Here is a 21,004-nt window from a genome sequence, read left to right as displayed (position 1 = left end):
CCCGGTGACCACCCCCGCGCCCGTTACCCCGGAGATCCCCGCCGTCGCCGACGCCGAGGAGCTGACCTGCGACGTCCTCGTCATCGGTGGCGGTACCGCCGGCACCATGGCCGCCCTGACCGCCGCCGAGCGCGGTGCGAACGTGCTGCTGCTGGAGAAGGCCCACGTCCGTCACTCCGGCGCGCTCGCCATGGGCATGGACGGCGTCAACAACGCGGTCGTTCCCGGCCGTGCCCGGCCCGACGACTACGTCGCCGAGATCACCCGCGCCAACGACGGCATCGTCGACCAGTCCACCGTCCGCCAGACCGCCACCCGCGGATTCGCGATGGTCCAGCGGCTGGAGTCGTACGGGGTCAAGTTCGAGAAGGACGAGCACGGCGAGTACGCGGTCCGCCAGGTCCATCGCTCCGGCTCGTACGTACTGCCGATGCCAGAGGGCAAGGACGTCAAAAAGGTCCTCTACCGGCAGTTGCGGCGGCGCGAGATGCGGGAGCGGATCAGGATCGAGAACCGGGTCATGCCGTTCCGGGTGCTCACCGCCGAGGGCCGCGCCGTGGGTGCCGTCGGTTTCAACACCCGCACCGGTGCCTTCGTCACCGTCCGCGCGGGTGCGGTGATCCTCGCGACGGGTGCCTGCGGCCGGCTGGGGCTGCCCGCCTCCGGCTACCTCTACGGCACCTACGAGAACCCGACCAACGCCGGCGACGGTTACGCCATGGCCTACCACGCGGGCGCCGAGCTGACCGGCATCGAGTGCTTCCAGATCAATCCGCTGATCAAGGACTACAACGGCCCGGCCTGTGCCTACGTCGCCAACCCCTTCGGCGGCTACCAGGTCAACCGGCACGGCGAGCGTTTCGTCGATTCCGACTACTGGTCGGGGCAGATGATGGCCGAGTTCGCCGCCGAGGTGGCCAGCGACCGTGGTCCGGTCTACCTGAAGCTCAGCCATCTTCCCGAGGAGTCGGTCTCCGCCCTGGAGTCGATCCTGCACTCCACCGAGCGGCCGACCCGCGGCACCTTCCACGCCGGACGCGGGCACGACTACCGCACTCACGACGTCGAGATGCACATCTCCGAGATCGGTCTGTGCGGCGGGCACTCGGCCTCCGGTGTCCGCGTCGACGACCACGCCCGCACGACCGTCCCGCGCCTGTACGCCGCGGGCGACCTCGCCTGCGTCCCCCACAACTACATGATCGGCGCCTTCGTCTTCGGCGACCTCGCGGGCGCGGACGCCGCGCAGTACACGGCCTACGCCGGTGAGCTTCCCGCGGACCAGGTGCGCGAGGCCCACGAGTTGATCTACCGCCCGCTGCGCAACCCGGACGGCCCGCCGCAACCCCAGGTCGAGTACAAGCTGCGCCGCTTCGTGAACGACTACGTGGCCCCGCCCAAGTCCGGCGCACGACTCTCGCTGGCGCTGGAGGCCTTCGAGCGGATGCGCGCCGACATCGCCGCGATGGGCGCCGGCACCCCGCACGAACTGATGCGCTGCGCCGAGGTCTCCTTCATCCGCGACTGTGCGGAGATGGCCGCTCGCGCCTCCCTGGCCCGCACCGAGTCCCGCTGGGGTCTCTACCACGACCGCCTCGACCATCCCGGGCGCGACGACGTGTCCTGGTTCCATCATCTCGATCTGCACAAGTCCCCCTCCGGTGCGATGGAGTTCACGGCACGTCCCGTGGCTCCCTATCTGGTGCCGGTGGATGAGTTCACGCCTGTCGGCGGTTCCTCCCGGCGGTTGGGTGAGGTCCATCCCGAGCACGTGGCCACGGCCGGGCCGCGCGAGGTGGCGCCGGTCGCCGCCGGACCGGCCTCCGCCCGCGCCGCCGGACCCGCCGACCGGGCAGGGGCCCCGGACGCCTCCTCGCCGCGGCTCCTGGAACTGCTGGAGCTGGCCGAGGCGGAACCCGGCCTCGCCGAGCTGGGGCCCTACCTGAACGACGCCGATCCCGCCGTTCGCCGTACGGCCGTCTCGGTACTCACCGAGACCGTGCCGCCCGGTACCGGGCAGGCCCTGGCCGGTGCCCTCGCCGACCCGGACGCGGAGGTCCGCGCGGCCGCCGCGGCCTCACTGCGCGAGCTCGTCGAGACCCTGGCGCCCGAGCCCGCTCTGGGCGTCGCCCTCACCGGTGCGCTCGGCCAGGCCGACCCCGTTGTCCGTGGGGCCGCCCTGGATGTGCTGCGCGCCCTGCGGCTCGGTGGGGTGGAGGTGTTCGCGGCGGCTCTGGACGATCCCGACATCCATGTCCGTACCGAGGCCGTGCGGGCGCTCGTCTCGGTCGACGCGGTCGGACCGCTGGCGGGCGCTGCGGACGATCCCTCCCGGGAGGTCCGGGTCGGCGTGGCCAAGGCACTCGCCGCCGTCGGTTCGGCGTCCCTGAGCGGGCCCGACCGGGAGTTGCTCGCCGGGACGCTGGAGCGGCTCACCGAGGACGCCGATCCGCTGGTGCGCGGCGCCGCGCTCGGTGCGCTGGCCACCACCGGCTGCCCGGCACCGCTCGCCGCCCGTGCCGTGGCCGGCCTGTCCGACCCGGCCTGGCAGGTGCGGTCGGGTGCCGCCACGGCGCTGTCGTCCGCGCCCGCCGACACCGCGGTCCCCGCGCTCGCGAAGGCTCTCGCCGACCCGAACGCCGACGTCCGCAAGGCAGCGGTCCTGGCACTGACCCGGCACCGGGCCACCGAGGAGGCCCGGGCGGCCCTCGCCACGGCCACGGCGGACTCGGATGCGGACGTCCGGGCCTACGCCGCCCGGGGTCTGTAGTTCCGCACCGCGTCCTGCCGGGTTATATCCAGTCGTCCGGCTCGGGCTCGTCCGCCGGTTCGGGCCAGTGCTCCTCCGGGGGTCCGGCACCCGCCGGATCCCCGGCACCGGCCGGGGCCGCGGCGCCGGCCGGGGCCGCGGCGCCGGCCGGGGCCGGCCGGTCCAGGGAGGCCAGCACCTCGAGCACCCCTTCCCCGTAGGTCGCCAGCTTCTTCTCGCCGACACCGCCCACCGTGCCCAGCTCCCGCACCGAACCGGGCCACAGGGAGACGATCTCCCGCAGGGTGGCGTCGTGGAAGATGACGTATGCCGGAACGCCCTGCTCCCGGGCCTGCTCACCGCGCCAGGCGCGCAGGGCCTCGAAGGCGGGGAGCAGTTCCTCGGGCAGCTCGGCCGCGGCGGCCTTGGCCTTGCGGTCGCCCCCGGAGGCGCCGGTCGAGCGCGAGCGGGAGCCGGCCGGTTTCTTCGGCTCCTTGCGCAGCAGCACCTCGCGCTCCTGGCGCAGCACCGAGCCGCTCGCCTCGGTGAGGACCAGCGTGCCGTACTCTCCCTCGACCGCCAGCAGCCCCTGGGCGAGCAGCTGACGGACGACGCCGCGCCACTCGCCCTCGGTGAGATCGTCGCCGATCCCGAAGACGGACAACTGATCGTGGTCGAACTGGATCACCTTGCCGGTGCGCTTGCCGAGCAGGATGTCGACGATCTGCATCGCGCCGAACTTCTGCCCGCGCTCCCGCTGCAGCCGCACCACCGTCGACAGCACCTTCTGCGCTGCGACCGTGCCGTCCCAGGTCTCCGGTGGGGTGAGGCAGGTGTCGCAGTTGCCGCAGGCCGCCGCGTCGGGGTCCTGGCCGAAGTAGGCGAGCAGCTGGCCTCGGCGGCACTGGGCCGTCTCGCACAGGGCGAGCATGGAGTCGAGGTGGGCTGCCGCCCTGCGGCGGAAGGCCTCGTCTCCCTCACCGGACTGGATCAGCTTGCGCTGCTGTATGACGTCGTTGAGGCCGTAGGCCATCCAGGCCGTGGACGGCAGCCCGTCACGGCCCGCCCGGCCGGTCTCCTGGTAGTAGCCCTCGATGGACTTGGGCAGGTCCAGGTGGGCGACGAAGCGTACGTCGGGCTTGTCGATGCCCATGCCGAAGGCGATGGTCGCCACCACGACCAGGCCGTCCTCGCGCAGGAACCGGGACTGGTGCGCTGCGCGGGTGCTCGCGTCGAGACCCGCGTGGTACGGCACCGCCTCGATGCCGTTGGCCACCAGGAACTCCGCCGTCCGCTCCACCGAGTTGCGGGAGAGGCAGTAGACGATGCCGGCGTCGCCCGCGTGCTCCTGCCGGAGGAAGGCGAGCAGCTGCTTCCTGGGGTCGGCCTTCGGCACGATCCGGTACTGGATGTTGGGCCGGTCGAAGCTGGCGACGAAGTGCCGGGCCGTCGGCAGGTTCAGCCGCTGGGTGATCTCCTGGTGGGTGGCGTGCGTGGCGGTGGCGGTGAGGGCGATCCGCGGGACGTCCGGCCAGCGCTCGCCGAGGTGGGACAGGGTGAGGTAGTCGGGGCGGAAGTCGTGGCCCCACTGGGACACGCAGTGCGCCTCGTCGATCGCGAAGACGGAGATCTTGCCGCGGGAGAGGAGGTCGCGCATGGTGTCCAGGCGCAGCCGCTCCGGGGCCAGGTAGAGCAGGTCCAGTTCGCCGGCCAAGAACTCGGCCTCGACCACGCGCCGCTCGTCGAAGTCCTGCGTGGAGTTCATGAAGCCGGCCCGCACGCCGAGAGCGCGCAGGGCGTCCACCTGGTCCTGCATCAGTGCGATCAGGGGAGAGATCACCACCCCGGTCCCGGGCCGGACCAGGGCCGGGATCTGGTAGCACAGCGACTTGCCGCCGCCGGTGGGCATGAGCACGACGGTGTCGCCGCCCGCCACCACATGCTCGATGATCTCTTGCTGCTCGCCGCGGAAGGCCTCGTATCCGAAGACACGGTGCAGTGTGGCCAGCGCCTCGCTGTCGGCCAGAGCCTCGCTGTCGACCGTGCCCGGCCCCTCGGTCATCCTTGGCATCTCGCTGCTTCCACCCGTCGCGCCCATCGTCCTGTCCCCCGTCTGTCCCCGCCGGTCCCCCGTGTGTCGTTTCCCGACCGCTGCCTCCACGATAGAGGGCCGAACCGACAGCGCCGGAGTTATCCACAGGCTCCTGCGGCAAGCGAGGTGAAAAGCACGCCGCGGCGCCTCCGCCCGCCGGCGGCCGAGAGGTCCGCGGCGACCGCTCGGATGATCCGAGGTGATCACTCGAAAGATCCGCGGCGATCACCGGAGGGGTCCCTCGTGATCACCGGAGCGCCACCGTGATCCCCATCGCCCGGGCCCCATCGTGATGATCTTCGTCGCGCGGTGCTTCGCCGCCGTTCCTGTTCCTCCGTGCCGCTGCATCCTCCATGCCGCTGCCCGGCACCCCTGTCAGCGGAGGGGTACCGGGCAGCGGCTCGTACGACGGGGAAGGTCAGCGCACGAACACTCCCGCCTGGTTCGCCAGGTTCAGGAAGTACTGCGGCGCCACACCGAGGACGAGCGTCGCCGCCACGCCCACGCCGATCGCCGCCGTGGTCAGCGGCGAGGGGACGGCCACGGTCGGGCCTTCGGGCCTCGGCTCGCTGAAGAACATCAGCACGATCACGCGGATGTAGAAGAACGCGGCGATCGCCGAGGAGATCACACCGACGACGACCAGGGGAGCCGCGCCGCCGTCCGCCGCCGCCTTGAACACGGCGAACTTGCCCGCGAAGCCGGAGGTCAGCGGGATACCGGCGAAGGCCAGCAGGAACACCGCGAACACCGCTGCCACCAGCGGGGAACGCCGGCCCAGACCCGCCCACTTGGACAGGTGGGTCGCTTCGCCGCCCGCATCGCGCACCAGGGTGACCACGGCGAACGCGCCGATCGTCACGAACGAGTACCCGGCCAGATAGAAGAGCACGGACGACACGCCGTCCTTCGAGGTGGCGATGACACCCGCGAGGATGAATCCGGCGTGTGCGATGGACGAGTACGCCAGCAGCCGCTTGATGTCGGTCTGTGTGATGGCGACGATCGCACCGCCCAGCATGGTGATGATCGCCACCGCCCACATGACCGGCCGCCAGTCCCAGCGCAGGCCGGGCAGGACGACGTACAGCAGGCGCAGCAGCGCGCCGAACGCGGCCACCTTCGTCGCCGCCGCCATGAAGCCTGTCACCGGGGTGGGCGCGCCCTGGTAGACGTCGGGCGTCCACATGTGGAACGGCACCGCGCCCACCTTGAACAGCAGACCCATCACGATCATCGCGGCGCCGATGAGCAGCAGCGCGTCGTTGCCCATGGTGTCGGCGAGCGCCGGGTCGACGTTGGTGACCGTGCCGTCGACGACCTGGGCGATGCGCCCGTACGACACCGAGCCCGCGTAGCCGTACAGCAGGGCGATGCCGAACAGGGTGAACGCCGAGGCGAACGCGCCGAGCAGGAAGTACTTGACCGCGGCCTCCTGCGACATCAGCCGCTTGCGGCGGGCCAGGGCGCACAGCAGGTACAGCGGCAGGGAGAAGACCTCCAGCGCCACGAACAGCGTCAGCAGGTCGTTGGCCGCGGGGAACACCAGCATGCCCGCGATGGCGAAGAGCAGCAGCGGGAAGACCTCGGTGGTGGTGAACCCGGCCTTCACGGCGGCTTTCTCGCTGTCGCTGCCCGGCACCGAGGCCGCCTGGGCGGCGAAGGAGTCGACCCGGTTGCCGTGGGCCTCCGGGTCGAGGCGGCGCTCGGCGAAGGTGAAGAGGGCGACCAGGCCGGCCAGCAGGATCGTGCCCTGCAGGAACAGGGCCGGTCCGTCCACGGCGATCGCCCCCATGGCGGCGATGTGTGCCTTGGTGGTGCCGTATCCGTCGGCCGCCAGCGCGACGACCGCGGCGAACGCGGCGCACAGTGCTACGGCGGAGACGAACACCTGGGCGTAGTAGCGGGACTTGCGCGGGATGAAGGCCTCGATCAGGACTCCGACCAGCGCGGCGCCGATGACGATCAGGGTCGGCGACAATTGTCCGTATTCGATCTTCGGCGCGTCGATCTTCGAGATCGGTTCGGCCGCGGTTGTCCACAGGCTGTGGACGGCTGTTGCGCTCACTTGGCCGCCTCCACCTCGGGCTTGGGGTCCTTCTTGTGTACGTCGGACATGGTCTGCTTGACCGCCGGATCGACGATGTCCGTGACGGGCTTCGGGTAGACGCCCAGGAAGATCAGCAGCACGATCAGCGGGGCGACGACCAGGAGTTCACGTGCGCGCAGGTCGGGCATGGCCGAGACCTCGGGTTTCACCGGGCCCGTCATCGTCCGCTGGTACAGCACGAGGGTGTACAGCGCGGCGAGGACGATGCCGAGGGTGGCGATGATGCCGATCACGGGATAGCGCGCGAAGGTGCCGACGAGGACCAGGAACTCGCTCACGAAGGGGGCGAGTCCGGGCAGGGAGAGCGTCGCGAGGCCACCGATCAGGAAGGTGCCGGCGAGCACCGGGGCGACCTTCTGCACGCCTCCGTAGTCGGCGATGAGCCGCGAGCCGCGCCGGGAGATCAGGAAGCCGGCGACCAGCATCAACGCGGCTGTGGAGATGCCGTGGTTGACCATGTAGAGCGTGGCGCCGGACTGGCCCTGGCTGGTCATCGCGAAGATGCCCATGACGATGAACCCGAAGTGCGAGATCGACGCGTACGCCACCAGGCGCTTGATGTCCCGCTGGCCGACGGCGAGCAGCGCGCCGTAGATGATGCTGATCAGCGCCAGTACGAGGATGACGGGCGTCGCCCACTTGCTGGCGTCCGGGAACAGCTGGAGGCAGTAGCGGAGCATCGCGAAGGTGCCCACCTTGTCGACGACCGCCGTGATGAGGACGGCGACCGGGGCGGTGGACTCCTGCATGGCGTTGGGCAGCCAGGTGTGCAGCGGCCACAGTGGCGCCTTCACCGCGAAGGCGAAGAAGAAGCCGAGGAAGAGCCAGCGTTCGGTGTTCGTCGCCATGTGCAGCGAGCCGTTCGCCCGCGCCTGCACGATCTCCTGGAGGCTGAAGTTCCCGGCGACCACGTAGAGGCCGATCACCGCGGCCAGCATGATCAGGCCGCCGACCAGGTTGTAGAGCAGGAACTTCACCGCCGCGTACGACCGCTGGGTGGCCGCCGTCTCCTCCCCGTGCTCGTGGGCCCGGTCCCCGAAGCCGCCGATGAGGAAGTACATCGGGATGAGCATGGCTTCGAAGAAGATGTAGAAGAGGAAGACGTCCGTGGCCTCGAACGAGATGATCACCATCGCCTCGACGGCGAGCATCAGCGCGAAGAAGCCCTGGGTGGGGCGCCAGCGGCGGCTGCCGGTCTCCAGCGGGTCGGCGTCGTGCCAGCCCGCGAGGACGATGAACGGGACGAGCAGGGCCGTGAGCGCCATCAGCGCCACGGCGATGCCGTCCACGCCCAGCTCGTACCTCACCCCGAAGTCCTTGATCCAGGCGTGGGATTCGGTGAGCTGGTAGCGGGCGCCGTCCGGGTCGAAGCGGACCAGGACGACGATCGCGAGGGCGAGCGTGGCGAGCGAGACGAGCAGCGCCAGCCACTTGGCGGCGGTGCGCCGCGAGGCCGGCACGGCGGCCGTGGCGACGGCCCCGAGGGCCGGGAGCGCCGCCGTCGCTGTCAGCAGAGGAAAGGACATCGGTATCAGACCGCCCTCATCAGCAGGGTCGCGGCGACCAGGAGGGCCGCACCGCCGAACATCGAGACCGCGTAGGAGCGGGCGAAGCCGTTCTGGAGCCGGCGCAGCCGGCCGGACAGCCCGCCGAAGCCGGCCGCCGTGCCGTTGACGACGCCGTCGACCAGCGTGTGGTCGACGTACACCAGGGAGCGCGTGAGGTGCTCGCCGCCGCGGACCAGGACGACGTGGTTGAAGTCGTCCTGGAGCAGATCGCGCCGGGCCGCGCGGGTGAGCAGCGAGCCGCGCGGGGCGACGGCCGGGACGGGCTTGCGGCCGTACTGGGCCCAGGCGATGCCGACACCGATGACCAGGCAGACCATGGTCGCGCCGGTGACGGTGGTGGCGCTGAGCGGCGAGTCTCCCTCGCTGTGGCCCGTGACGGGCTCCAGCCAGTGCAGGAAGCGGTCGCCGATGCTGAAGAAGGCGCCGCCGAAGACGGAGCCGACGGCCAGCAGGATCATCGGGATCGTCATGACCTTCGGGGACTCGTGCGGGTGCGGCTCGGCGTGCTCACCGTGGTGCTCGGCGGCGGGTTCGGCGCTCGGGGCCTCCGGCGAGCGAGTGGGTTGGTTCTTCCAACGCTCTTCTCCGAAGAAGGTCATCAGCATCACGCGCGTCATGTAGAACGCGGTGATGGCAGCGCCCAGAAGGGCCGTGCCGCCGAGGATCCAGCCCTCGGTGCCGCCCTTGGCGAAGGCCGCCTCGATGATCTTGTCCTTGGAGAAGAAGCCGGACAGGCCTGGGAAGCCGATGATTGCCAGGTAGCCGAGACCGAAGGTGATGAACGTGATCGGCATGTACTTGCGCAGACCGCCGTACTTGCGCATGTCGACCTCGTCGTTCATGCCGTGCATGACGGAACCGGCACCGAGGAACAGTCCGGCCTTGAAGAAACCGTGTGTCACCAGGTGCATGATCGCGAAGACGTATCCGATGGGGCCGAGGCCCGCCGCGAGCACCATGTAGCCGATCTGCGACATGGTCGAGCCGGCCAGCGCCTTCTTGATGTCGTCCTTGGCGCAACCGACGATCGCACCGAAGAGAAGCGTGACCGCGCCGACGACGGTGACGACCAGCTGGGCGTCGGGGGCGGCGTTGAAGATGGCACCGGAGCGGACGATCAGGTAGACGCCCGCGGTCACCATCGTCGCGGCGTGGATCAGGGCCGAGACCGGCGTCGGGCCCTCCATGGCGTCGCCGAGCCAGGACTGCAGCGGCACCTGCGCCGACTTGCCGCAGGCGGCGAGCAGCAGCATCAGGCCGATCGCGGTGAGCTTGCCCTCGGAGGCGTCCCCGGTGTGGCTGAGGACCGGCCCGAAGGCGAAGCTGCCGAAGGTGGTGAACATCAGCATGATCGCGATCGACAGGCCCATGTCGCCGACGCGGTTGACCAGGAAGGCCTTCTTCGCCGCGGTCGCAGCGCTGGGCTTGTGCTGCCAGAAGCCGATCAGCAGGTAGGAGGCGAGACCGACGCCTTCCCAGCCGACGTAGAGCAGCAGGTAGTTGTCGGCGAGGACAAGCAGCAGCATCGCCGCGAGGAACAGGTTCAGGTACCCGAAGAAGCGGCGGCGGCGCTCGTCGTGCTCCATGTACCCGACCGAGTACAGGTGGATCAGCGAGCCGACGCCGGTGATCAGGAGCACGAACGTCATCGACAGCTGGTCCAGGCGGAAGGTGACGTCCGCCTGGAAGCTCTCGACCGGGATCCACGTCCACAGATGCTGGGTCAGGGTGCGGTGTTCCGCGTTCTTGCCGAGCAGGTCGGCGAAGAGGATCAGGCCGAACGCGAAGGAGGCGGTCGACAGGAGCGTGCCGATCCAGTGGCCGACGCGGTCGAGCCGCCGGCCGCCGACCAGGAGGACGGCCGCTCCGAGCAGGGGCGCCGCGATGAGCAGCGCGATCAGGTTCTCCACGATTCTTCCGACCCCTTACAGCTTCATCAGGCTGGCGTCGTCGACCGAGGCCGAGTGGCGGGCGCGGAACAGCGACACGATGATCGCGAGACCCACCACGACCTCCGCGGCGGCGACGACCATCGTGAAGAAGGCGATGATCTGGCCGTCGAGGTTGCCGTGCATCCGGGAGAAGGTGACGAACGCGAGGTTGCAGGCGTTCAGCATCAGCTCGATGCACATGAAGACCACGATGGCGTTGCGGCGGATGAGGACGCCGGTCGCGCCGATCGTGAACAGCAGGGCGGCGAGGTAGAGGTAGTAGACCGGATTCACTTCGACGCCTCCTCGGGCCGCTTGAACGTGGCCGGATCGACCGTCGTGCGCTCGAGGCGCTCCTCCGCGCGCTGCTCCAGCGCCCGCAGGTCGTTGAGAGCTTCCGTGGACACGTCACGGATCTGGCCCCGCTCGCGCAGCGTCTTGTTGACCGTCAGCTCGGAAGGGGTGCCGTCGGGCAGCAGGCCCGCGATGTCCACGGCGTTGTGCCGGGCGTACACGCCCGGGGCGGGCAGCGGCGGCAGGTGCACGCCCTCACGGACGCGCTGCTCGGACAGCTCGCGCTGGGTCCTGGCGCGTTCGGTGCGCTCGCGGTGGGTGAGCACCATGGCGCCGACGGCGGCCGTGATGAGCAGGGCGCCGGTGATTTCGAAGGCGAAGACGTACTTGGTGAAGATGAGGGCGGCGAGGCCCTGTACATTGCCGTTCGCGTTCGCCTGGCCGGCGCCGTTGAACTCCTTCAGGGAGGCGTTCGCGAGGCCCGTGAACAGCAGGACGCCGAAGCCCACCCCGCAGAGAAGGGCCAGCCAGCGCTGGCCCTTGATGGTCTCCTTCAGGGAGTCGGCGGCCGTGACGCCGACGAGCATCACCACGAACAGGAACAGCATCATGATCGCGCCGGTGTAGACGACGATCTGCACGATTCCGAGGAAGTAGGCGCCGTTGGCGAGGTAGAACACCGCCAGGACGATCATGGTGCCGGCCAGGCAGAGCGCGCTGTGCACGGCCCTTCTCATGAGGACGGTGCACAGGGCGCCGATCACCGCGACGGTCCCGAGGATCCAGAACTGGACGGCCTCACCGGTGGAGGTGGTGTAGGCGGCGAGGGTCTCCGCGCTCATCGGCCGATCACCTTCTCCGAGGCCGGCTCGTCCTCGCCGAAGGTGGAGGCCGCCTCCTGCGGGACCTCGCCCTTGGAGACGGCGACCTGCCGGACGGTGCCGGGCGCGGCCTGCGTCACCAGGCCGCGGTAGTAGTCCTGCTCGTCGGTCCCCGGGAAGATCGCGTGCGGCGTCTCGACCATGGTGTCCTCGAGGCCGGCGAGCAGCTGCTCCTTGGTGTAGATGAGGTTGGCGCGGCTGGAGTCCGCCAGCTCGAAATCGTTGGTCATCGTCAACGCGCGCGTGGGGCACGCTTCGATGCACAGCCCGCACAGGATGCAGCGGGCGTAGTTGATCTGGTAGACGCGGCCGTACCGCTCGCCCGGCGAGTAGCGCTCCTCGTCGGTGTTGTCGGCGCCTTCCACGTAGATGGCGTCGGCGGGGCAGGCCCAGGCGCACAGCTCGCAGCCGACGCACTTCTCCAGGCCGTCCGGATGGCGGTTGAGCTGGTGCCGTCCGTGGAACCGCGGAGCCGTGGTCTTCTTCTGCTCCGGGTACTGCTCGGTCAGCCGCTTCTTGAACATGGCCTTGAAGGTCACGCCGAAGCCGGCCACGGGATTCTGGAAACCGGGCTTGGTCTCCTTGGGCTCCTCAGTCATCGGACGCCTCCTTTCCATCCGTAGGTCCGTCACTGACAGTGTCCGGCCCGCCACTGACAATCAGCTCCCGCTCGCGGCGCGAGTGGCGCCTCGGCACCGCCGGCAGCTCCTGTCCGGGTAGCGGCGGTACGGGGAATCCGCCCGCCAGGGGGTCGAAGCCGGGCTGCGGGGCGGCGCTCCGCTCGGCCGTCTTCGCCTTCTCGCGGAACATGTCGGCGACGAAGGAGATCAGCAGCAGGGCGAGGACACCGCCGCCGACATAGAGGGCGATGTCGGCGAAGTCGTAGTTCTCGTTGCGCAGCGCGCGCACGGTCGCGACGAGCATCAGCCAGACCACCGAGACCGGGATGAGCACCTTCCAGCCGAGCTTCATCAGCTGGTCGTAGCGCACGCGTGGCAGCGAGGCGCGCACCCAGATGAACATGAAGAGCAGCAGCTGGACCTTGACGACGAACCAGAGCATCGGCCACCAGCCGTGGTTCGCGCCCTCCCAGAAGGTGCTGACCGGCCAGGGGGCCCGCCAGCCGCCCAGGAACAGGGTGGTCGCCACGGCCGAGACGGTCACCATGTTCGCGTACTCGGAGAGCATGAACAGCGCGAACTTGATGGACGAGTACTCGGTGTTGAAGCCGCCGACCAGGTCACCCTCGGACTCCGGCATGTCGAAGGGGGCGCGGTTGGTCTCGCCGATCATCGTGACGATGTAGAGGATGAACGACACCGGCAGCAGCAGGACGTACCAGCGGTCGTGCTGCTGGTCGACGATCGCGGACGTCGACATGGAGCCCGAGTAGAGGAACACGGAGGCGAACGCCGCGCCCATGGCGATCTCGTACGAGATCATCTGCGCGCAGGAGCGCAGGCCGCCGAGCAGCGGGTAGGTCGATCCGGAACTCCAACCCGCGAGGACGATGCCGTAGATGCCCACGGAGGCGGTCGCGAGGATGAAGAGCATCGCGATCGGCAGGTCGGTGAGCTGCATCGTGGTGCGGTGGCCGAAGATCGAGATCTCGTTGCCGGCCGGGCCGAAGGGGATCACCGCGATCGCCATGAGCGCCGGGACGGTCATGATGATCGGCGCGAGGATGTAGACCACTTTGTCCGCGCGCTTGACGACGAGGTCTTCCTTGAACATCAGCTTCACGCCGTCGGCGAGCGACTGGAGCATGCCCCAGGGGCCGTTCCGGTTGGGGCCGATGCGCAGCTGCATCCAGGCGACGACCTTGCGTTCCCAGACGATGGCGAACAGCACGGACGCCACGACGAAGGCGAAGCAGAACACCGCCTTCACGACGACCAGCCACCAGGGGTCGCGGCCGAACATCGAGAGGTTTTCAGCGGCGAGGTACGGGCTCATGCCTCCACCTCCTTGGGGGCCTCTTCGGCGGGGACCGCCGGGCCGATACGGACGAGAGAACCGGGCTGTGCACCGGTGTCGGAGGCGACTCCGCCGCCGACGGAGTTCAGCGGCAGCCACACCACCCGGTCGGGCATCTCGGTGACCCGCAGCGGGAGCTGTGCCGTGCCGGCGGGGCCGGTGACGGCGAGAAGTGCGCCGTCATCGACGCCTGCCTCGGCGGCCGTCGCGGCCGACACGCGCGCGTGTGCGGTGTGCCGGGTCCCCGCGAGCGCTTCGTCGCCCTCCTGCAGGACACCCTGGTCGAGCAGGAGCCGGTGCCCGGCGAGTACGGCCTCGCCGACGGCGGGGCGGGGCAGTACGCCCGCGAACTCCGCCGGGTCGGAGGCGCGGGGGCCGGTCCAGGGGCCGAGCCGGTCGATCTCCGCGCGCGTGGTGCGCAGATCCGGCAGGCCCAGGTGGACGTCCATGGCGTCGGCCAGCATCTGCAGTACGCGGGTGTCGGTCGGTGCCAGGCGGCGGGTCATCTGCTCGGGCTTGAGGGCGGCCTCGAAGAACCGCACCCTTCCCTCCCAGTTGAGGAAGGTGCCCGCCTTCTCGGCGACCGCGGCGACCGGCAGGACGACGTGGGCGCGCTCGGTGACCTCGCTGGGGCGCAGCTCCAGCGACACCAGGAAGCCGACGCTGTCGAGTGCCTCACGCGCGCGTGCCGGGTCGGGCAGGTCGGCGATCTCCACGCCGGCCACCACCAGTGCCGAGAGTTCGCCGGTGGCCGCGGCCTCGACGATCTGGTCGGTGTCGCGGCCGTAGCGCAGCGGGAGTTCGGCGAGTCCCCATACGGCGGCGACCTCCTCCCGTGCGCGCGGGTCGGTCGCCGGACGGCCGCCCGGAAGCAGCGACGGCAGCGCGCCCGCCTCGACGGCACCGCGTTCACCGGCGCGGCGCGGGATCCACACCAGCTGGGCGCCGGTCGCGGTGGCGGCCCGTGCGGCGGCGGTGAGCCCGCCGGCCACCGTGGCCAGCCGTTCGCCGACGACGATGACGGCGCCCTCGGTGCGCAGCGCCTCGGCGGCGAGTGTGCCGGGCTCCTCCAGGCCGGTGCCGCTTGCGAGGGCGTCCAGCCACTCGGTCTCGGTGCCGGGTGCGGCCGGCAGCAGCTTGCCGCCCGCCTTCTCCAGGCCCCGGGTGGCGTGCGTGGCCAGCGAGAACACCTGCTGCTTGTGTTTGCGCCAGGCCTTGCGCAGCCGCAGGAAGACTCCGGGGGCCTCCTCCTCGGACTCGAACCCGACGAGGAGGACGGCGGGTGCCTTCTCCAGGGAGGTGTACGTGGCTCCCGTACCGTCGAGGTCACGGCCGCGGCCCGCAACGCGGGCCGCGAGGAAGTCGGCCTCCTCGCCGCTGTGCACGCGCGCGCGGAAGTCGATGTCGTTGGTGTCGAGTGCCACGCGCGTGAACTTGCTGTACGCGTAGGCGTCCTCGACGGTCAGCCGGCCGCCGACCAGGACGCCGGCCCGGGAGCGGGCGGCCATCAGCCCGCGCGCGGCCGCTTCCAGTGCCTCCGGCCAGGAGGCGGCCTCCAGGACACCGTCGGCGTTGCGTACCAGCGGCGTGTCGAGGCGGTCCTTCTGCTGCGCGTACCGGAACGCGAAGCGTCCCTTGTCGCAGATCCACTCCTCGTTGACCTCGGGGTCGTTGGCCGCCAGCCGCCGCATGACCTTGCCGCGCCGGTGGTCGGAGCGGGTCGCGCAGCCGCCCGCGCAGTGCTCGCAGACGGACGGCGAGGAGACGAGGTCGAAGGGGCGGGAGCGGAAGCGGTAGGCCGCCGAGGTCAGCGCGCCGACCGGGCAGATCTGGATGGTGTTGCCGGAGAAGTACGACTCGAACGGGTCGCCCTCCCCGGTGCCGACCTGCTGGAGGGCGCCCCGCTCGACCAGTTCGATCATCGGGTCGCCCGCGACCTGGTTGGAGAAGCGGGTGCAGCGGGCGCACAGGACGCACCGCTCGCGATCGAGCAGGACCTGGGTGGAGATCGGTACGGGCTTTTCGTAGGTGCGCTTCTTGCCCTCGAAGCGGGAGTCGGCGTTGCCGTGCGACATGGCCTGGTTCTGCAGCGGGCACTCGCCGCCCTTGTCGCAGACCGGGCAGTCCAGGGGGTGGTTGATGAGCAGCAGCTCCATCACGCCTTGCTGGGCCTTTTCGGCGACCGGCGAGGTGAGGTGGGTCTTGACGACCATGCCGTCGGTGCAGGTGATGGTGCACGAGGCCATCGGCTTGCGCTGGCCCTCGACCTCGACGATGCACTGGCGGCAGGCCCCGGCCGGGTCTAGCAGGGGGTGGTCGCAGAACCGCGGGATCTCGATGCCGAGGAGTTCGGCGGCCCGGATCACCAGGGTGCCCTTGGGCACACTGAGTTCGGCGCCGTCGATCGTCAGCGTGACGAGGTCTTCCGGCGGGACCGCCGCCTCTCCCCCACCGGAGGGAGCACTGGTGGTCACGGTCATGCGTTCACCTCCGGGCGATCCGCCCAGGCCGTCGACTTGGCCGGGTCGAAGGGACAGCCCCGGCCCGTGATGTGCTGCTCGTACTCCTCGCGGAAGTACTTCAGCGAGGAGAAGATCGGTGAGGCCGCGCCGTCGCCGAGGGCGCAGAACGACTTGCCGTTGATGTTGTCGGCGATGTCGTTCAGCTTGTCCAGGTCGGACATCACGCCCTTGCCGGCCTCGATGTCCCGGAGCAGCTGCACCAGCCAGTACGTTCCTTCGCGGCAGGGTGTGCACTTGCCGCAGGACTCGTGGGCGTAGAACTCGGTCCAGCGGGTCACCGCCCGCACCACGCAGGTCGTCTCGTCGAAGCACTGCAGGGCCTTGGTGCCGAGCATGGATCCGGCGGCGCCGACGCCCTCGTAGTCGAGGGGGACGTCGAGGTGCTCGTCGGTGAACATCGGCGTCGAGGAGCCGCCGGGCGTCCAGAACTTCAGGCGGTGCCCGGGCCGCATCCCGCCGCTCATGTCGAGGAGCTGGCGCAGCGTGATGCCGAGCGGTGCCTCGTACTGGCCGGGGCTCGCCACATGGCCGCTGAGCGAGTAGAGCGTGAAGCCCGGGGACTTCTCGCTGCCCATCGACCTGAACCATTCCTTGCCGTTTTTCAGGATGGCGGGAACCGACGCGATCGACTCGACGTTATTCACCACAGTCGGACAGGCGTAAAGGCCTTCCACCGCAGGGAAGGGGGGGCGCAGCCGCGGTTGCCCACGGCGTCCTTCGAGCGAGTCGAGCAGCGCGGTCTCTTCACCGCAGATGTACGCGCCCGCGCCCGCGTGCACGGTGACTTCGAGATCGAGCCCGCTGCCCAGGACGTTCTCGCCGAGGTAGCCCGCCGCACGGGCCTCGCGCACGGCCTCGTGCAGCCGCCGCAGGACGGGGACGACTTCACCACGCAGATAGATGAAGGCATGCGACGACCGGATGGCATAACACGCGATCACAATGCCCTCGATGAGGCTATGCGGGTTCGCGAAGAGGAGCGGGATGTCCTTGCAGGTCCCGGGCTCCGATTCGTCGGCGTTGACAACTAGATAGTGCGGTTTCCCATCACCCTGCGGAATGAACTGCCACTTCATTCCCGTCGGGAATCCAGCGCCGCCGCGACCACGCAGACCGGAGTCCTTGACGTAGGCGATCAGGTCGTCCGGGGACATGGCGAGCGCCTTGCGGAGCCCCTCGTACCCCTCGTGCCTCCGGTAGACGTCCAGGGTCCAGGACCGGTCCTCGTCCCAGAAGGCCGACAGCACGGGTGCGAGCAGCTTCTCGGGACTCGTGTCCTTGAGTTCGGGTGCCACGGTCATCACTCCCCCTCCTCGGCGGTAGGGCCTGCCGGGTGGGCCGGGTCGGAGGCGGATGTCTCCTGCGGCGCGTCGTGCGAGCTGAGGTGCTCGGCCGGCGGCGGCTCGTGCATCGCGTCCGCGGACTCCTCGTGCGGACCGCCGTCGCGTGGATGGACCACGCGCGCGGGTGCGGCCTCTCCCCTTGCCAGGCGAAGGCCCACCAGCGACGCGGGTCCCGCACTGCCGCTCTCCTCGACGGCCCCTGGCCGCTCGTCGGGGAAACCGGCCAGCACGCGCGAGGTCTCCTTGAAGGTGCACAGCCGTGCCCCGCGCGTGGGCTGTACGGGCCGTCCCGCGCGCAGGTCGTCGACCAGCCGCTTGGCGCTCGCCGGGGTCTGGTTGTCGAAGAACTCCCAGTTGACCATCACGACCGGGGCGAAGTCGCAGGCCGCGTTGCACTCGATGTGCTCCAGTCCGACCTTGCCGTCCTCGGTGGTCTCGCCGTTGCCGACGCCCAGGTGCTCCTGAAGGGCCTCGAAGATCGCGTCGCCGCCCATCACCGCGCACAGCGTGTTGGTGCACACGCCGACCTGGTAGTCACCGGACGGCTTGCGCCGGTACATGGTGTAGAAGGTGGCGACGGCGGTGACCTCGGCCGTGGTCAGGTCGAGCATGTCCGCGCAGAACCGCATCCCGGTCCGCGTGACGTGGCCCTCCTGTGACTGCACGAGGTGGAGCAGCGGCAGCAGGGCGGACCGGGAGTCCGGGTAGCGCGCGATCAGCTCGCGTGCGTCCGCCTCCAGTCGGGCCCGGACGTCGTCCGGGTACGCGGGCGCGGGCAGTTCGGGCATGCCCAGGCTGACGCCCCGCTCCGAGGAACTGGTGGTCACCGGTCGACGCCTCCCATCACGGGGTCGATGGATGCGACGGCGACGATGACGTCGGCGACCTGGCCGCCTTCGCACATCGCCGCCATGGCCTGCAGGTTGGTGAAGGACGGGTCGCGGAAGTGGACCCGGTAGGGGCGGGTGCCGCCGTCGGAGACGGCGTGCACGCCGAGTTCGCCCTTGGGGGACTCGACGGCCGCGTACGCCTGTCCCGGCGGGACGCGGAAGCCTTCGGTGACCAGCTTGAAGTGGTGGATCAGGGCCTCCATGGAGGTGCCCATGATCTTCTTGATGTGGTCGAGGGAGTTACCGAGTCCGTCCGGTCCCAGGGCGAGCTGGGCGGGCCAGGCGATCTTCTTGTCGGCGACCATGACCGGGCCGGGCTGGAGCCGGTCCAGGCACTGCTCGACGATCCTGAGCGACTGGCGCATCTCCTCCAGGCGGATCAGGAAGCGGCCGTAGGCGTCGCAGGTGTCGGCGGTCGGGACGTCGAAGTCGTACGTCTCGTAGCCGCAGTACGGCTGGGCCTTGCGCAGGTCGTGCGGCAGGCCCGTGGAGCGCAGCATGGGGCCGGTGACGCCGAGGGCCATGCAGCCGGCCAGGTCGAGGTAGCCGATGTCCTGCATGCGGGCCTTGAAGACGGGGTTCCCGGTGGCGAGCTTGTCGTACTCCGGGAGGTTCTTCTTCATCTTCTTCACGAACTCGCGGATCTGGTCCACCGCGCCGGGTGGCAGGTCCTGGGCGAGTCCGCCGGGGCGGATGTACGCGTGGTTCATCCGGAGGCCCGTGATGAGCTCGTAGAGGTCGAGAATCATTTCACGATCGCGGAAGCCGTAGATCATGATCGTGGTGGCGCCCAGCTCCATGCCTCCGGTGGCGATGCACACCAGGTGGGAGGAGAGCCGGTTCAGCTCCATCAGGAGGACCCGGATGATGTCGGCGCGCTCGGTGATCTCGTCCTCGATGCCGAGGAGCTTCTCGACGGCGAGGCAGTAGGCGGTCTCGTTGAAGAAGGACGTCAGGTAGTCCATGCGCGTGACGAAGGTGGTGCCCTGCGTCCACGTGCGGAACTCGAGGTTCTTCTCGATGCCGGTGTGCAGGTAGCCGATGCCGCAGCGGGCCTCGGTGACCGTCTCGCCCTCGATCTCCAGGATCAGGCGGAGCACTCCATGGGTGGACGGGTGCTGGGGACCCATGTTGACGACGATGCGCTCGTCGTCGGCGCGGGCCGCGGACTGGACGATCTCGTCCCAGTCGCCACCGGTGACCGTATATACGGTGCCCTCGGTGGTCTCGCGGGCGGATGCTGACTGCGTGCTCACGAGTACGACCTCCGCTGGTCCGGAGCCGGAATCTGGGCGCCCTTGTATTCGACGGGGATGCCGCCGAGGGGGTAGTCCTTGCGCTGCGGGTGGCCCTGCCAGTCGTCCGGCATCATGATCCGGGTCAGGGCCGGGTGATCGTCGAAGACGATCCCGAAGAAGTCGTAGGTCTCGCGCTCGTGCCAGTCGTTGGTCGGGTAGACGGAGACCAGGGACGGGATGCGCGGGTCGGCGTCGGGGGTGCTGACCTCGAGGCGGATCAGCCGGTTGTGGGTGATCGAGCGCAGGTGGTAGACGGCGTGCAGTTCCCGGCCCTTGTCGTGGGGGTAGTGGACGCCGCTGACGCCGGTGCACAGCTCGAAGCGCAGGGCCGGGTCGTCGCGCAGGGTGCGGGCGACGCGGACCAGGTGTTCGCGTTCGATGTGGAAGGTCAGCTCGCCGCGGTCGACGACCGTCTTCTCGATGGCGTTGGCGGGCAGCAGGCCCTGTTCCTCCAGTGCGCCTTCCAGTTCGTCGGCCACCTCGTCGAACCAGCCGCCGTAGGGGCGGGTGGCCGGTCCGGGGAGCCGGATGGAGCGGACGAGGCCTCCGTAGCCGGAGGTGTCGCCGCCGCCGTCGGCGCCGAACATGCCGCGCTGGACGCGGATCTCCTCGCCACCCTGGCCGCGCTGACCGGGGAGGTTGGAGGCGGCGAGGTCCTTCTCGGGGTTCGCCCCGCCGGCCCCGTTGACGCCGTTGACGCCGTCGGTCCCTTTGGCACCGTTGGAGCCGTTGGAGCCGTTGGAGCCGTTCGCCGACCCGTTCACACCGTTGGTGCCGTTGCCGTCGCTCACCGCAGCAGCCCCTTCATCTCGATCGTGGGCAGGGCCTTGAGCGCCGCCTCCTCCGCCTCGCGGGCCGCTTCCTCGGCGTTCACGCCGAGCTTGGTGGACTGGATCTTCTGGTGGAGCTTGAGGATCGCGTCGACCAGCATCTCGGGGCGGGGCGGGCAGCCGGGCAGGTAGATGTCGACCGGCACGATGTGGTCGACGCCCTGGACGATCGCGTAGTTGTTGAACATGCCGCCCGAGGAGGCGCAGACACCCATGGAGATCACCCATTTCGGGTTGGGCATCTGGTCGTAGACCTGCCTCAGGACCGGCGCCATCTTCTGGCTGACCCGGCCGGCGACGATCATCAGGTCGGCCTGGCGCGGCGAGCCGCGGAAGACCTCCATGCCGAAGCGGGCCAGGTCGTAGCGGCCGGCGCCGGTGGTCATCATCTCGATGGCACAGCAGGCGAGGCCGAAGGTCGCCGGGAAGACGGACGCCTTGCGCACCCAGCCCGCGGCCTGCTCGACGGTGGTCAGCAGGAAGCCGCTCGGCAGCTTTTCTTCGAGTCCCATGTCTAAA

Annotated in this window: 15 protein-coding genes; 1 reads left to right on the top strand and 14 read right to left on the bottom strand. The window is 69.8% G+C overall.

What is annotated here, in order from left to right; all coding sequences use genetic code 11:
- Positions 1-4: 4 nt before the first annotated feature.
- On the top strand, positions 5-2,770 hold the full coding sequence (locus ACGFT2_RS27685; RefSeq protein ID WP_393283097.1) for a fumarate reductase/succinate dehydrogenase flavoprotein subunit: 2,766 nt from the start codon (positions 5-7) through the stop codon (positions 2,768-2,770).
- Positions 2,771-2,792: 22 nt separating this feature from the next.
- Here ACGFT2_RS27685 and recQ read toward each other — a convergent pair whose 3' ends face one another.
- The 14 genes from recQ to ACGFT2_RS27615 all read right to left on the bottom strand — a co-directional run bounded on the left by recQ (position 2,793) and on the right by ACGFT2_RS27615 (position 20,997).
- Complete coding sequence (recQ, locus tag ACGFT2_RS27680) at positions 2,793-4,811, bottom strand: DNA helicase RecQ (RefSeq protein ID WP_393283094.1); 2,019 nt, start codon at positions 4,809-4,811, stop codon at positions 2,793-2,795.
- Between the two features lie 448 nt (positions 4,812-5,259).
- The gene (gene nuoN / locus ACGFT2_RS27675; protein WP_393283092.1) at positions 5,260-6,909 is read right to left on the bottom strand and encodes an NADH-quinone oxidoreductase subunit NuoN; all 1,650 of its coding nucleotides are present in this window, start codon (positions 6,907-6,909) and stop codon (positions 5,260-5,262) included.
- Positions 6,906-8,477 carry an NADH-quinone oxidoreductase subunit M gene (locus ACGFT2_RS27670; protein WP_393283089.1) on the bottom strand — a complete coding sequence of 524 codons (1,572 nt, stop codon included), beginning with the start codon at positions 8,475-8,477 and terminating at the stop codon, positions 6,906-6,908. Before ACGFT2_RS27670 ends, nuoN begins: the two co-directional genes overlap by 4 nt.
- A 5-nt stretch (positions 8,478-8,482) precedes the next feature.
- The gene (gene nuoL, locus ACGFT2_RS27665; RefSeq protein WP_393283087.1) at positions 8,483-10,429 is read right to left on the bottom strand and encodes an NADH-quinone oxidoreductase subunit L; all 1,947 of its coding nucleotides are present in this window, start codon (positions 10,427-10,429) and stop codon (positions 8,483-8,485) included.
- A gap of 15 nt (positions 10,430-10,444) precedes the next feature.
- Positions 10,445-10,744 carry an NADH-quinone oxidoreductase subunit NuoK gene (gene nuoK, locus ACGFT2_RS27660; RefSeq protein ID WP_393283084.1) on the bottom strand — a complete coding sequence of 100 codons (300 nt, stop codon included), beginning with the start codon at positions 10,742-10,744 and terminating at the stop codon, positions 10,445-10,447.
- On the bottom strand, positions 10,741-11,586 hold the full coding sequence (locus ACGFT2_RS27655; RefSeq protein WP_393283081.1) for an NADH-quinone oxidoreductase subunit J: 846 nt from the start codon (positions 11,584-11,586) through the stop codon (positions 10,741-10,743). The genes nuoK and ACGFT2_RS27655 overlap by 4 nt, the downstream gene beginning before the upstream one ends.
- Positions 11,583-12,224: an NADH-quinone oxidoreductase subunit NuoI gene (gene nuoI / locus ACGFT2_RS27650; RefSeq protein WP_393283079.1), complete on the bottom strand. Its 642-nt coding sequence runs from the start codon at positions 12,222-12,224 to the stop codon at positions 11,583-11,585. Before nuoI ends, ACGFT2_RS27655 begins: the two co-directional genes overlap by 4 nt.
- Entirely contained in the window at positions 12,217-13,581 is a 1,365-nt protein-coding gene (gene nuoH, locus ACGFT2_RS27645; protein WP_393283076.1) for an NADH-quinone oxidoreductase subunit NuoH, read from the bottom strand. The genes nuoI and nuoH overlap by 8 nt, the downstream gene beginning before the upstream one ends.
- The gene (locus ACGFT2_RS27640) at positions 13,578-16,082 is read right to left on the bottom strand and encodes an NADH-quinone oxidoreductase subunit G (protein WP_393283074.1); all 2,505 of its coding nucleotides are present in this window, start codon (positions 16,080-16,082) and stop codon (positions 13,578-13,580) included. The genes nuoH and ACGFT2_RS27640 overlap by 4 nt, the downstream gene beginning before the upstream one ends.
- Complete coding sequence (gene nuoF / locus ACGFT2_RS27635) at positions 16,079-17,428, bottom strand: NADH-quinone oxidoreductase subunit NuoF (protein WP_393283071.1); 1,350 nt, start codon at positions 17,426-17,428, stop codon at positions 16,079-16,081. The genes ACGFT2_RS27640 and nuoF overlap by 4 nt, the downstream gene beginning before the upstream one ends.
- Positions 17,425-18,294 (bottom strand): NADH-quinone oxidoreductase subunit NuoE, encoded by an 870-nt coding sequence (gene nuoE, locus ACGFT2_RS27630; protein WP_393283069.1) that lies wholly within the window; start codon positions 18,292-18,294, stop codon positions 17,425-17,427. Before nuoE ends, nuoF begins: the two co-directional genes overlap by 4 nt.
- The gene (locus ACGFT2_RS27625; RefSeq protein ID WP_353600408.1) at positions 18,291-19,613 is read right to left on the bottom strand and encodes an NADH-quinone oxidoreductase subunit D; all 1,323 of its coding nucleotides are present in this window, start codon (positions 19,611-19,613) and stop codon (positions 18,291-18,293) included. The genes nuoE and ACGFT2_RS27625 overlap by 4 nt, the downstream gene beginning before the upstream one ends.
- The gene (locus tag ACGFT2_RS27620) at positions 19,610-20,446 is read right to left on the bottom strand and encodes an NADH-quinone oxidoreductase subunit C (RefSeq protein WP_393283067.1); all 837 of its coding nucleotides are present in this window, start codon (positions 20,444-20,446) and stop codon (positions 19,610-19,612) included. Before ACGFT2_RS27620 ends, ACGFT2_RS27625 begins: the two co-directional genes overlap by 4 nt.
- Positions 20,443-20,997, bottom strand: a complete 555-nt coding sequence (locus tag ACGFT2_RS27615) for a NuoB/complex I 20 kDa subunit family protein (protein ID WP_393283066.1) — start codon at positions 20,995-20,997, stop codon at positions 20,443-20,445. The genes ACGFT2_RS27620 and ACGFT2_RS27615 overlap by 4 nt, the downstream gene beginning before the upstream one ends.
- Positions 20,998-21,004: the final 7 nt, after the last annotated feature.

The organism is Streptomyces sp. NPDC048514 (genome assembly GCF_043199955.1).
Lineage (GTDB): Bacteria > Actinomycetota > Actinomycetes > Streptomycetales > Streptomycetaceae > Streptomyces.
This window is presented reverse-complemented; position numbering and strand designations above follow the sequence as displayed.